Consider the following 12,995-nt stretch of genomic DNA (forward strand, 5'->3'; position numbering starts at 1 on the left):
AAGAATCCAGATCACTGGATGTACATAGTAAACGCCTGTAAAGCTTAATGAAGCCTTAACGGCACGGATATTTTTTGATCGAGCGCCGCCCGCCTGTGCCGTAACAGCACAACACTCAGGCCTTTTGGGCCTCAGGAAGCCGCTCGGCTTTCCACACCACCGGCAGTGCGATGTAGGCAAACAGCAGCAATCCCGCGTAAAAACCCATCGAGGACGTTGCCACCAGCGGCTCGATCGCCGGGTTGCCGGCAAGCATGATATAAAGGCCGATCAACAGGCCGATGCCACTGATTGCCGTCAACCAGAAATGGACGGTGGCAAGCCTCTTTTCCGCGACTGCTGGAAACAGATGGTAGAAGAAGGCAAACACCGCCGACATCAGCCATCCGGCCACCATGATGTGGGCGTGGGTCGGCATCTGCGCATGGTCTTTGCTGATCGCCATCTGAAGGCCGAGCGCCATCCCGAACAATGCGTAGACGACGGCCAGCGTGAAGAAATTTCGTGCTACCTTTTGCATAGTATCCCCCGATTTGCCTTTTCCCGTCATGGGAATGGGTTGAATTCAGGCGGTCGACCCGCCACCGGTCCCCGGCATCGGCGCATTAGCATCGGCAATGTTTCTGGACGATGCCGCATCGCGCCCGACCCTGCCCCGGCGCTGCCAGAATAGCAGAAAACGGCGCGACGCGCTTGCGCAATCGTTGATCGATGCCGTTACGGCGTGTCTCATAGGGCGTCGAAACAAAGCGGCCGCCACGCGACATCGTTTCGAAACAGGCGCCGCGCTAAACGCCCGCTCCTCGCAGCGAGACGGAGCAAGTATGCGCCGCTCGCAATCGTCAACATCCAGGATGGGGAACCATGGATTGGTACTCTATCGTCAAATTTCTGCACGTCGTCTCGGCGATCCTCTGGGTCGGCGGCGGCTTCACGCTGATGGTGCTTGCGATGCGCGCCGATCGCGCTGGAAACATCGAAGGCATGCTGCAGGCCATGCGCGCCACTGGCGAGCTGGGCAACAGGTTCTTCGCGCCGATGTCGATGCTGACGCTCGCCTTCGGGCTGATCATGTGTTGGTTCTGGGTCGGCTTCTCCGACCTGTGGATCCTGATCGGCCTAGCCGGCTATGCGACGACCTTCTGCATCGGCATGTTCATCTTCAAGCCGACCGCCGACCGCATGGCGGGGATGATCGCCAAGGACGGCGTGACGCCGGCGGCCCTCGCTCAGGGCCAGCGCATCCTCAACGCTGCGCGCGTCGACTATTCGGTGATGCTGGTGATCATCGCCGACATGGTGCTGAAGCCGACGCTGAACGACATCACCATCCTGGGCTGCATGGCGCTGGTCCTGACCACCGGAATTGCTCTCGCCCTCGGCGGAACGCGCCGGTTGGTGCCTAGCGCCGCCTGAAATCGTGACGCTGCTGGCGGCTCGGCTGCCGGCAGCTTCCGTGGCTGGCAATCTAGAGAAGGCCGGAAATCCCGTCCCACAGAAGCTTGACCGCAACGACCGCCACGGTTGCGTAGGTGAAGGGGTAGAACAGTTCCGGCCGCATCCGCCGGACCAGCCAGGCGCCGGCGATGGTCGAAAGCGGCGCCAGCGGTACGAGAACCGCCGACGCGGTCAGGTTGGTGGTATCGAACTGTCCCAGCGCAAAATAGGGGATGAGCTTCAATGCGTTGGTGGCGGCAAAGAAGATTGCAGCGGTGCCCGACAGCACTTTCGGATCGAGCCGGATCGGCAGCGCATAGACCTGAAAGGGCGGACCGCCGACATGGGCGACGAAGCTGGTGAAGCCGGCGACCGTCCCCCAGAAGGCAGCAGCCGCGCGGTTGGGCTCGGCTGAGTGGCTCGCACCGTGCCGCACCTGTAGATAGACCCAGCGAAGCACGAAGAGAATGGCCACCGCGCCGACGATCAGCCGCACCATTTCCGCTGTCACCAGCGCCGCGGTCAGCCAGCCGAGGCCGATGCCGATCACCGCCCCCGGCATCATGTCCGTAAGCATCTTGCGGTCGTAGACACCCCACCATGTCCACACCGAGACGATGTCCATCAGACATAGAATCGGCAGCAGGATGGCGGCGGCCTGCACCGGCGGCATGGCCAGCGCCATCAGCGGCACGCCGATGAAACCGACCGCGCCGCCAAAGCCGCCCTTGGACAGACCGACCAGGATGACGGCTGGAATGGCGGCGGCATAGAACCAGGGATCGAGCAGAAGGCCTGACATCGGCGGGGACCAGTTGGAGGGAAAGCGTATAGACGCTGGAATAGACGGTAAACTTTCGCACCGCGACCGCAAATGTGCACACAATGCGATGCGTCGTGAGTGCTGAGGCCTGTTACGGTTTTGAGATGGCGGTCGCGGCAAGCGGCGGTGGGCGCCTCCGGATCGGCTGCGCCTTGATGATGGCTGTGCTCGTTTCGGCTTTGTCGGCGATACGGTCTAGAAGCTTGTCGAGATCGCCGATCGAGCGCACGAACAGCCGGGCAACAAAGCAGTCGTCGCCCGTCACCTTGTCGCATTCGCCAAACTCCGGGATTTCCTCGATCAGCTTCTGGACGATATGCAGCTTGCCCGGCAAGGGCCGGATGCGAACAATCGCCTGCAGCGAGTAGCCGAGCGCTTGCGGGTCGATCTCGACGGTGAAAGCCCTGATAACGCCACGATCCTCCAGCCGACGCAGCCGTTCCGCCACGCTCGGCGACGACAGTCCTACCTGCTGGGCCAGTTCCTTCAACGAGGTTCGCGAATCCTTGATCAGGATTTCGAGAAGGCGTCGGTCCAGATCGTCCAGCATTTGACATTCCCAACGAAAAGGCCGCCGTCACCTTATTTAATTAGGCACGGCCGGGATATCACCTATCGCAAGATATAGGAAGCGCTTGTGCCGCATGGGATTATCAACCCATCAGCATTCGAGAGGTAATCTTCATGGACAGCACGGTGCGCGGCACAATCGAAATGACGGCCGCAATGGCCATCCTCGGCACGATCGGATGGTTCGTCGTCATGTCGGGCGAGCCCATCATGAACGTCGTCTTCTGGCGCTGCGCCTTCGGCGCGATAACGCTGCTGATCATCTGCGCTGCCCTGGGATTGCTGCGCGGCAGGCTGTCGCTGCGCATCGTGGCGATTGAGGCCCTCGGGGGCGCGGCCATCGTCGTCAACTGGTTGCTGCTGTTCAGTTCGTTTTCCCACGCCTCGATCTCGGTCGCCACGGCAGTCTACAACACCCAGCTCATGCTGGTCGGCTTTGGCGCGCTCTTCTTCTCAGAGCGGCTGACCATGACGAAGCTGGCCTGGCTCGGCATCGCCTTCGCCGGCATGCTGCTGATCGTGCAGGCCTCGCCTGATGTGGGGCCCGATGCAGGTCCTAATATAGGCACAGGCAATGTCGGTACGGATTATTTCACCGGCATCGCAATGGCGCTGGGTGCGGCCTTCTTCTGGGCTGTCGCCGCCATCGTCACCAAGAAGCTCAAAGGCACGCCGCCGCACCTGATCGCCCTGATCCAGGTCTGCGTCGGCGCCGTCATGCTGGCACCCTTCGCCAACCTTTCCCACCTTCCCGCCGATGCGTGGAGCTGGAGCATGCTGACGACGCTTGGCGTCGTCCATACCGGTCTGATGTACATCCTGATGTACGGCGCCATTCAGAAACTGCCGACGCATCTGCAGGGGTCGCTGTCCTTTATCTACCCTGTGGTCGCGATCCTGGTCGACGTCGTCGCCTTCGACCACCGGCTGCATCCGGCCCAGATCGTCGGCGCCGCCGCCATCCTGGTCGCTGCCGCCGGCATGAATCTTGGCTGGACACTGTGGAAATCGGAGATCCCAGCCGAGAGCACCCAGGCGATCAAGTGAGCGAAGAACGTCGCCGGACGACAATCATGCGCCAATGATCCTGCCCCGCCCGCCTGTTCAAGGCCGGCACTTTGCTCTATGCCGCAATGCAACCATCTTCGCCCGGCATAGGCGAAAACCGGGATCGAAAACCAATGAACGACGCAACGCCTCCAAATCGCTGCCGCATCGTGCTGATCGCGCCGCCCGGCGTGCCGGCTGAGCGCATCGGCGCGGCGTTCGAGGGCGGCGACGTCGCCTCGCTGATCCTGCCCGAGAACGGCATGGACGAGGCCTCCTTCCAGGCCTTCGCCGAACAGATCGTGCCGGCGGCGCAAGCGGCAGGCGTTGCCGTCGTCATTGCCGGCGACACCCGCATCGCCGGCCGCGTCCAGGCAGATGGCATCCATGTCGAGGTCGGCAAGGCCGAACTCGCCGAGACGATCGACCGTTTTCAGGCAAAAATGATGGTCGGCACCGGCGGCGCCAAGACACGCGACGATGCGCTGGAACTCGGCGAGCTCAGGCCCGACTACATCTTCTTCGGCCGCTTCGGCTACGACAACAAGCCGGAGCCGCACCCGCGCAACCTGTCGCTGGGGCAATGGTGGGCGGATGTGATCCAGATCCCTTGCATCGTCATGGCCGGGTCCGACCTCGCCTCGGTCGAAGCGGTAGCTACCACCGGCGCCGAATTCGTGGCGCTGTCCAGCGCCGTCTTTGCCGACGGCGTCGACCCGAAGATGGCAGTCGCCAGCGCCAATGCGCTGCTCGACGAAACCGCGCCGCGTTTCGAGGACTGACGTGCCGGCGTGGACAATCCTTTTCGGTGCTTTGCTTGCGGCGCTCACGGTGCAGGCCGCCGTGGCGGAAACCGCCCCGTTGCCGCAACCCAAGCCCGACATCGGTGCAAGCACGGACAAGCCGATCGCCACGCCGCTGCCGCAGCCTGCCACCACCGCACCGCTGCCGTCGGCCGACGCCATCAATCCCGACCGCTTTGGCGCAAAGCCGTCGGATTCTGCCTATGGCGCCTTCCAGCGCGGCCTTTACAAGACGGCCTACAACCTCGCTTTGGTTCGCGCCCAGAACGGCGACCCGGCGGCGCAGACATTGATCGCGGAGATATTGTCGCGCGGTCTTGGCGTGCCGGTCAACGCTGCGGAGGCGGCAAAGTGGTACGCGCTTGCCGCCGAGCAGGGCATACCAGAATCGCAGTTCCAGTATGCGCTGATGCTGCTCGACGGCCGCTACGTGAAAAAGGACGAGAAAGGGGCCTACGCGCTGATGCAGGCCGCCGCCGAGGCCGGCAACCGTCTGGCGCAGTTCAATTTCGCGCAGCTGCTGGTCCAGCAGGACCCCGGCGATGCCGGCATCGCAAAGGCGGTGTCCTATTATCAGCGCGCCGCCGCGACCGGCCTTGCCGACGCGCAATATGCGATGGCGCAGGTCTATGCCAATGGCGTCGGCGGCAAGCCGCGCGACGAGGTCCAGGCGCGAGGGCTGCTGGCGCAGGCAGCACGGCAGAACTACGATACGGCGCAGATCGATCTCGCCGCCTGGATGATCGAGGGACGTGGTGGCGCCCGCGACCTGAAGTCCGGCTTCGGCTGGATGAAACAGGCCGCCGAGGGCGGGAATGTCGCCGCCCAGAACCGCCTCGCCAAGCTTTACATGGGCGGCATCGGCACCGATCCGGATCCGATCCTTGCCGGCGCCTGGTACGTTGTCGCCCGTCGCGCCGGGCTCATCGATCCGCAGATGGACGATTTTCTGCGGGGCCTGACCGACGACCAGACGAAGCAGGCGCTGCAGATGGCCAACCGCCTGCCGTAGAGCGTCGCGGACGGTGAATTATCTGGCAGCGAATGCTGACGAGGGGATGGCTCCGCCGCTACTCCCCTCCTGCCCACTCCCTTGTCCACTCCCTTGCCTCTCCTGGCGATTTGTGGTCTTGGAGGCGCCAAATCGCTTTCATCGCGAATATCTCATTCCGGATCACATCATCATGGCCAAGATCAATGGCAACGAAATCCGTCCCGGCAACGTCATCGAACATGATGGCGGCCTATGGGTGGCGGTCAGGACCAACACTGTCAAGCCCGGCAAGGGCGGCGCCTATAACCAAGTCGAGCTGAAGAACCTGATCAACGGCACCAAGCTTAATGAGCGTTTCCGCTCCGCCGAAACCGTCGAACAGATCCGGCTGGAGATGAAGGATTTCTCCTACCTCTACGAGCAGGGCGAAGCGCTGGTGTTCATGGACACCGAAAGCTACGAGCAGCTTGAACTGCAAAAGGATTTCGTCGGCGATCGCGCCGCCTTCCTGCAGGACGGCATGATGGTGACGGTCCAGCTCTATGATGAAAGGCCGATCGGCATTTCACTGCCCGACCAGGTGACGCTGACCATCACCGAGGCCGATCCGGTGGTGAAGGGTCAGACGGCCGCCTCATCCTATAAGCCGGCGATGCTGGAGAACGGCATCCGCGTGCTGGTCCCGCCGTTCATCGGGTCGGGCGAACGTATCATCGTCGACACCAACGAAATCACTTACGTGCGCCGCGCCGACTAAAGCGCCCGGCAGCAGGAAGAAGCGCAGCAGGAAAAAGTACAATGGCGCGTTCCGCGATCCTCAATGTAATGGTCCAGGCCGCCATGAAGGCCGGCCGCTCGCTGTCGCGCGATTTCGGCGAAGTCCAGAACCTGCAGGTCTCGATGAAGGGGCCGGGCGACTATGTCACCCAGGCCGACCGCAAGGCCGAAGACATCCTTTTCACCGAGCTGTCGAAGGCGCGGCCGGGCTACGCCTTCCTGATGGAGGAGCGCGGCCTGATCGAAGGCGACGACGGCCAGCACCGCTGGATCGTCGATCCGCTCGACGGCACCACCAATTTCCTGCACGGCATTCCGCTCTTCGCCATCTCGATCGCACTGGAGCGTCAGGGCCAGATCGTCGCCGGCGTCGTCTACAATCCGGCGATGGACGAACTCTACACTGCCGAGCGCGGCGGCGGCGCCTTTATGAACGACCGCCGGTTGCGGGTCGCCGGCCGCACCAAGCTGATCGACACGGTGATCGGCTGCGGCGTGCCGCATCTCGGCCGCGGTCAGCATGGCAATTTCCTGGTCGAGCTGCGCAACGTGATGGCCGAAGTCTCGGGCGTGCGCCGCCTCGGCTCCGCCTCGCTCGATCTCGCCTACGTCGCTGCCGGCCGCATGGACGGATTCTGGGAAACCGGCCTGTCGGCCTGGGACGTCGCCGCCGGCATCCTGCTGATCCGCGAGGCAGGTGGCTTCATCTCCGACTTCGCCGGCGGGCAGAACATGCTGGATGGCGGCTCGATCGTCGCCGGCAACGAGATCATCCAGCGTGCGCTGTTGAAGGTCGTCAGGAAGCCGGTGACGCCGCGCTAGCTCTAGCTAGCGGACTTGGCGCGCTGAACCGCCGCAGTCGCAAAACCGCAACCAACGCTTGAAATACTGCCCCGCGTCCGCCCAGATAAGGGGATGCAGGATCATTCATGACGCATATCGGCCCCGAATCCCGGATCGAAATCCCCTTCATGGGACGCTGGCATTATTCGCGCGCCGAAATGATCGCCGACGGCATCGTCCATGCGGTGGGCATCGTGCTCGCCATTGCCGCCGGCTCGGCGCTGCTGGCGCTGGCCTCCTTCCATGCCGGCCCGGGCGAATATATCGCCGCCGCTTTCTACGTGGTTTCGCTGCTCACCGTGCTGTCGGTGTCGCTGGCCTATAACCTGTGGCCGGTGTCGTCGCCGGCCAAGTGGATATTGCGGCGCTTCGATCATGCCGCGATCTATCTGCTGATCGCCGCGACCTACACGCCTTTCCTCGCCCAGCTCGACGGCTCGCCGCTGGCCATCTCGATGATCGTCCTGGTCTGGCTCGCGGCAGCGATCGGCATCGCCATCAAAGTGCTTCTTCCCGGCCGCTTCGACCGGCTGGCGATCGTCTTCTATCTCGCCATCGGCTGGAGCGGCATCGTTCTTGTCGAGCCGCTGGTCCAGACATTGCCGACGACATCGATCGCGCTGATTGTTGCCGGCGGCATCGTCTATTCCTGCGGCGTCATCTTCTTCGCCTGGAAGGGCCTGCGCTTCCACAATGCGCTGTGGCACGGCTTTGTCGTCACCGGCGCCGGCCTGCATCTTGCCGCCATGGTCGACTGCCTGGTCATCAACCGACTCTGACGCCAATGGTCCGGCCGGCAATATTGCCAAGCGCCATTCAATTTGGTCACAATTGCGTTTAGAGTCGCCGTCAAACGTGAATTGACGGCAGCGGCATCGGAAACGGGGCACGGATGGCTTTTCTCAAATCCTTCGGCGTGGGCAGACGCTCCGACGTCCTGATGTACGACCCGCACAAATTGTCGAGCCCGCAGGTTTTTCTGCTGACCATGGTCATCTTCCTGATGATCGTCGCCTTCATCGCCGCCATCCTGACCCGTCAGATCTCGAACGCCTTTGCCACCAATCCCGGTCTCAACGGCCTGATCATCGGCGTGCTTGCGGTCGGCATCCTGCTGGCCTTCGTGCAGGTCGGCCGGCTGTTTCGCGAAGTGCGCTGGGTCAACTCATTTCGGGCCGGCTCCGAAACCACCGAACCGGTGCTGCTGGCGCCGATGAAGGCGATGATCGGCCGCTCGTCGACGATCGCCTTCTCGACCAGCTCGATGCGCACCATGCTCGATTCGATCGCCACCCGCCTCGACGAAAGCCGCGACACCTCGCGCTATCTTGTCGGACTGCTGGTGTTCCTTGGCCTGCTCGGCACCTTCTGGGGCCTGCTCAACACGATCGGCTCGATCCGCGAAACTATTGACTCGCTCGATCCCGGCTCCGGCGATGCCGCCGCCGTGCTCGAGTCGCTGAAGCAGGGGCTTTCCGCGCCGCTCGCCGGCATGGGCACCGCCTTCTCGTCGTCGCTGTTTGGCCTGTCCGGTTCCCTGGTGCTCGGCTTCCTCGACCTGCAGGCTGGCCGCGCCCAGACACGCTTCTACACCGAGCTCGAAAACTGGCTGTCCTCGGTCACCGACCTGTCGTCCGACATCGTCGTCGCCGAACCGCCAAAGGCCGAGTCCTCCGACGAGATCCGCGTCCTGTCGGAAAGACTGCGCAGCATGCAGGAAAGCGGCGGCGGCGCCAATCCGCGTGTCGCCACCGCCATGGCCAACCTTGCCGACGGCATTTCGGGCCTGGTCAAGAACATGCGCTCGGAGCAGCAGATCATGCGCGACTGGGTCGAGGCCCAGTCGGACGAGCAGAAGGCTATGCGCAATACGCTGGAGAAGATCGCCGACGCCCTGAAGAAGACCGGAGTCCATTAGGATGGCTCTCGCCAGGAGCCGGCGTACCGATCGCCGTATCGATTACTGGCCAGGCTTCGTCGACGCGCTGTCGACGTTGCTGCTGGCGATCATGTTCCTGCTCACCGTCTTCGTGCTGGCGCAGTTCCTGCTCGGCCGCGAAATCTCCGGCAAGGACACGGTACTCAACCGCCTCAACTTGCAGATAAACGAACTGACCCAGCTTCTGGCGCTGGAGCGCTCGACGACGCAGGACAAGGAAGATTCGCTCGCCAATTTGCAGGCGTCGCTGTCGGCGTCGGAGGCGGAAAAGAGCCGGCTCGAGCAATTGCTGGCGCAAGGCGCCGGTGCCGGCGACGCGGCCAACCAGCGCGCCACGGCGCTTTCTGGTGAACTCGACAACCAGCGCCAGATCAGCCAGCAGGCGCTGAGCCAGGTCGAAATCCTCAACCAGCAGATCGCGGCGCTGCGCAGGCAGATCGGAGCGCTCGAAGAAGCGCTCAACGTATCCGAAACGCGCGACCGCGAGTCCAACACCAAGATCGCCGATCTCGGCCGCCGCCTGAACGTCGCGCTGGCGCAACGTGTGCAGGAACTGAACCGCTATCGGTCCGACTTCTTCGGGCGCTTGCGCGAGATCCTCGCCGATCGCGAGAACATCCGCATCGTCGGCGACCGCTTCGTCTTCCAGTCGGAAGTGCTTTTCCCGACAGGCTCCGAAGTGATCAACGATGCCGGCAAGGACGAGATGAAGAAGCTCGCCGACGCCATTATCGACCTGCAGAAGGAGATCCCGCCGGAGATCAACTGGGTGCTGCGCGTCGACGGCCACACCGACGACAAGCCGCTATCGGGTACCGGCCGCTACCGCGACAATTGGGAATTGTCGACGGCACGCTCGACCTCGGTGGTGAAGTTCCTGATCGAGAACGGCGTGCCGGCCAACCGGCTGGTTGCGGCCGGCTTCGGTGAATTCCAGCCGCTCGATCCCGCCGACACCGAAGACGCGCGCAACAAGAACCGCCGCATCGAGCTGAAACTGACCGAGCGCTGATCGGCCCGGCCTGGAGCGGCGGCGGCATGTAGGGCGCCAATGCGGGCCGGCAAGGACTGAAAGATTACCTTTTTTGATTACACTTTGCCGAGAACCGCTCCTATGTAGTCGAGCGGCGTATCACCCGTTGCCGCAACCTTCGCCTGCCGTGCTGCCGATGCTTTATTCGGTGCACCGCGCTTCCGGCCGGCGCCCAGTCTATTGCCACCGCGGGCCATGTTTGATTTCCTATGGCGGGGTTTGATTGTTTTTCAAAGGGCGTGCGTAATGCCAATAATCATGCAGGAGTCGGTAAAATCACTCACTCCTGCTCGAAATGTACTTTAACGACACGAAACTTGGCACAGGCACAAGCTTCCTAGTACAGGCGGAAGAGCATGGGCCCAGTGCTGATCACCAATCGGCACAATTTCACAGGGCGGGATCAAAACACTGGCCAACCAATTTGGACGCACGGAGGCATACCTAACCGTATTGGCGTTTGGCACAATTCCTTCAACGGGCTCGGTAAATGGCACCGTGAGACCTACCCACTTCTCGACATCGAGGAGAAGCCGCTTTGGAATGAACACCCAACATTAGGCGCAAACGCAGATGTTGTTGCACTCCGGCTCACGCTCAACCCACTCAGCGTGGTGCGCGCCTATAGTCTTGCCTCCCCTACCCTAGAACTTCTCGTGATGCCGGGAGATCCATTGAGCGTCATCGGGTTTCCGTTCGGCCTGTCTGCAGGGAGCCACTTCGCAATCTGGGCTACCGGCTTCTTGGCAACTGAATTAGACGTCGACTACGATCACCGACCCATCTTCTTGGTAGATTGCAGAGCGCGGCAAGGCCAATCGGGTTCCCCTGTTGTGGCCAGTCGGAGCGGTGGCATGGTGCCACTTATGAACGGGGACACCGCCGCTTTCAGCGGCCCGGTTGCTAACCTGTTGGGGATCTACAGTGGGAGGATCAATGAGCAGTCCGACCTCGGTATTGTTTGGAAGAAGTCAGTGATCGCAGAGCTCGTTGCGGCGCTATAATATGAGCCTCAGGCGCGCCTGCTTTGCCGTCGAGCGGCCATGTGTTGCCCCTCTCTTGCCCTTTGCGAGAGCTTGGGCGAATGTCTCGTGACGGGCATTGGGGAGGACGGGCATGGTCGAGAAACTAGACCTTGAGCATTGGTGGAAAGCACTCGCGGTTGCCGGGTTGGCGATAGTGGTCGCATCGATACCTACAACTGCTGTCCCCTTTATATTTTTCGGTATCGGCTTATCGGCATTGGCGAGTGGATGAATCACCACAGACGAAGAAATTCACCACTAGCCTCACATTGGGCACCGGTTTCGAAACGAGGTTCGACTGGAAGCTTCATCCAATGGGTGCGGTGTTCGACCTTGTTCGCCTCGCCAGCTTAACCTATGCAGGATGGCTTTATTTCTTCCCTCACGAGCACTTCAAATGAGGATCAGGAACGGACCGGACCGCCGCTTCCCACTGCGGACATTAGACACCAATGAAGCAAACTCCCAAGGTCCTTTTATCCGCAGACGGCAAGCGACGAGTCGCCTTCTATGAAAACGAGAATGGTCTTTTTCAACGGAGAGAACAGGGGATCATTCCTCCAGACCCAGACCTCGGTCACCCGGACCCCGAATGGGATCCACCAACCATATCCCGTCTGGATATTTTGCACGTCTCGATGGGGCTGAGGGAGAAGCACGGCAGATCGTTGGTTGGCTCCGTGAGTCCAAATAGCCGCGTCCGACTAAGCCGCCGCCTTCTGCGCTGCGCGTTTTGGATCGTGCGCCGTTCTACTCGCCGGCGTTGCGGTTGCGGGTCAGATGATTCCCACCGCCAAGTGAGCCCAGATCGCCAGCACGACAATCACCACGCCGACCAACAAAATGGGGCGAAGTACCGCGCCATGGACGTTGCGTCTAACCAGCGCAATCCCGATCCATGCAGCGCCAAGTAGCGCGGCCGCAGCCGCAAAATCCTCAATGCCCCAGTTCATAGCGATCGGTCCTGGTTCCGATTGAGGGACTATGCAGCAGGACCTTCTGCAGCGCCAGATGCATGGCTCCTCAAGGAGGCCGGCGTCTAGTCGATGGCGCCCTCCGCCTCCCACCAGGCTGCCCCACCGCGCATTGAAACTGTGTCCCGTCAGAGCCTGTCAGACTGCAATTCGGTTTAGGTGGCCTGGAGCCGAAGTGCCATCCGAGCAGGGTGGCCAATCAGCCTACGGAACCTGTCTCTGCATCAGCCGTTCTAGGGCATGGCCATTCGGACGCTACAACACTCCCTCACTGTCCTGGAACATTTGGATCTCGACCTTGGGCCTTCGTCACGGTGTTGCTCTATGCCGCCGCATGGCTGTTATTCGATCCAGACAGCCTGGACATGCACGGGATTGCCACGCTGATGGTCTGGATGATGACCCTGTTCATACGGCGCGCGGAGTACCGGGACACCCTAGCGACGCAAGCGAAGCTGGATGAACTCCTTGCGTCGATCAGCACTGCTCGGCATGATCTCGCCCAGATCGACGAACAAGAGCCCGAAGACATCGAAAGTCACCGAGCTGCGGCGCGCAAGGACGATTGAGCATTGGCCTCGAGACATCAGATTACCGCCGCTTCCTTGCGCCGCTTCGCCTCTTGATGGCGCCGCGGCTCGTTGCTCGACTGGCGGGGGAAGGCCCCCCGATTGAGCACTCGCGGGAACAAAAGGTCGTGTCCGCCTGTTAGATCGCATCTCCAACAACG

15 protein-coding genes are annotated in these 12,995 nt (G+C 61.9%); 11 read left to right on the forward strand and 4 right to left on the reverse strand.

All coding sequences use genetic code 11. From position 1 onward, the window contains the following. Window positions 1-115: 115 nt before the first annotated feature. Complete coding sequence (locus tag ACWTU7_RS12000; RefSeq protein WP_127314501.1) at window positions 116-520, reverse strand: hypothetical protein; 405 nt, start codon at window positions 518-520, stop codon at window positions 116-118. 344 nt (window positions 521-864) lie between these two features. Here ACWTU7_RS12000 and ACWTU7_RS12005 point away from each other — a divergent pair, with 344 nt between their 5' ends. Next, entirely contained in the window at window positions 865-1,416 is a 552-nt protein-coding gene (locus ACWTU7_RS12005) for a DUF2269 family protein (protein WP_455838560.1), read from the forward strand. A 52-nt stretch (window positions 1,417-1,468) separates the two neighbouring features. On the opposite strand, the gene ACWTU7_RS12010 is transcribed toward ACWTU7_RS12005, so the two are convergent. Next, window positions 1,469-2,239: a sulfite exporter TauE/SafE family protein gene (locus ACWTU7_RS12010; RefSeq protein WP_455838559.1), complete on the reverse strand. Its 771-nt coding sequence runs from the start codon at window positions 2,237-2,239 to the stop codon at window positions 1,469-1,471. 112 nt (window positions 2,240-2,351) lie between these two features. Then, a complete protein-coding gene (locus ACWTU7_RS12015) occupies window positions 2,352-2,810 on the reverse strand; it encodes an Lrp/AsnC family transcriptional regulator (RefSeq protein WP_135934361.1) in 459 nt (152 codons plus the stop codon). A 134-nt stretch (window positions 2,811-2,944) separates the two neighbouring features. Here ACWTU7_RS12015 and ACWTU7_RS12020 point away from each other — a divergent pair, with 134 nt between their 5' ends. From ACWTU7_RS12020 to ACWTU7_RS12060, 9 genes are all read left to right on the forward strand, one after another. Then, complete coding sequence (locus tag ACWTU7_RS12020; RefSeq protein WP_455838558.1) at window positions 2,945-3,877, forward strand: DMT family transporter; 933 nt, start codon at window positions 2,945-2,947, stop codon at window positions 3,875-3,877. A gap of 134 nt (window positions 3,878-4,011) precedes the next feature. Then, window positions 4,012-4,659 carry a thiamine phosphate synthase gene (locus tag ACWTU7_RS12025; RefSeq protein WP_029348894.1) on the forward strand — a complete coding sequence of 216 codons (648 nt, stop codon included), beginning with the start codon at window positions 4,012-4,014 and terminating at the stop codon, window positions 4,657-4,659. Window position 4,660: 1 nt separating this feature from the next. Next, window positions 4,661-5,692 (forward strand): tetratricopeptide repeat protein, encoded by a 1,032-nt coding sequence (locus ACWTU7_RS12030; RefSeq protein WP_245316132.1) that lies wholly within the window; start codon window positions 4,661-4,663, stop codon window positions 5,690-5,692. Between the two features lie 172 nt (window positions 5,693-5,864). Next, window positions 5,865-6,431, forward strand: coding sequence for an elongation factor P (gene efp, locus ACWTU7_RS12035; protein ID WP_065011342.1), 567 nt, complete (start codon window positions 5,865-5,867; stop codon window positions 6,429-6,431). A 41-nt stretch (window positions 6,432-6,472) separates the two neighbouring features. Beyond that, window positions 6,473-7,273: an inositol monophosphatase family protein gene (locus tag ACWTU7_RS12040; protein ID WP_455838557.1), complete on the forward strand. Its 801-nt coding sequence runs from the start codon at window positions 6,473-6,475 to the stop codon at window positions 7,271-7,273. 107 nt (window positions 7,274-7,380) lie between these two features. Next, on the forward strand, window positions 7,381-8,073 hold the full coding sequence (trhA, locus tag ACWTU7_RS12045; protein WP_455838556.1) for a PAQR family membrane homeostasis protein TrhA: 693 nt from the start codon (window positions 7,381-7,383) through the stop codon (window positions 8,071-8,073). 113 nt (window positions 8,074-8,186) lie between these two features. Beyond that, window positions 8,187-9,212, forward strand: a complete 1,026-nt coding sequence (locus tag ACWTU7_RS12050) for a MotA/TolQ/ExbB proton channel family protein (protein ID WP_065011243.1) — start codon at window positions 8,187-8,189, stop codon at window positions 9,210-9,212. A gap of 1 nt (window position 9,213) precedes the next feature. Further along, on the forward strand, window positions 9,214-10,245 hold the full coding sequence (locus ACWTU7_RS12055; protein ID WP_029348904.1) for a peptidoglycan -binding protein: 1,032 nt from the start codon (window positions 9,214-9,216) through the stop codon (window positions 10,243-10,245). Window positions 10,246-10,622: 377 nt separating this feature from the next. Continuing rightward, entirely contained in the window at window positions 10,623-11,270 is a 648-nt protein-coding gene (locus ACWTU7_RS12060) for a trypsin-like peptidase domain-containing protein (RefSeq protein WP_455838555.1), read from the forward strand. Between the two features lie 797 nt (window positions 11,271-12,067). Here ACWTU7_RS12060 and ACWTU7_RS12065 read toward each other — a convergent pair. Further along, complete coding sequence (locus tag ACWTU7_RS12065) at window positions 12,068-12,244, reverse strand: hypothetical protein (RefSeq protein ID WP_455838554.1); 177 nt, start codon at window positions 12,242-12,244, stop codon at window positions 12,068-12,070. Between the two features lie 335 nt (window positions 12,245-12,579). Between ACWTU7_RS12065 and ACWTU7_RS12070 the strand changes: the two genes are divergently transcribed. Further along, complete coding sequence (locus ACWTU7_RS12070) at window positions 12,580-12,834, forward strand: low affinity iron permease family protein (RefSeq protein WP_455838553.1); 255 nt, start codon at window positions 12,580-12,582, stop codon at window positions 12,832-12,834. Window positions 12,835-12,995 lie beyond the last annotated feature (161 nt).

Source organism: Mesorhizobium sp. BHscii (assembly GCF_053848065.1).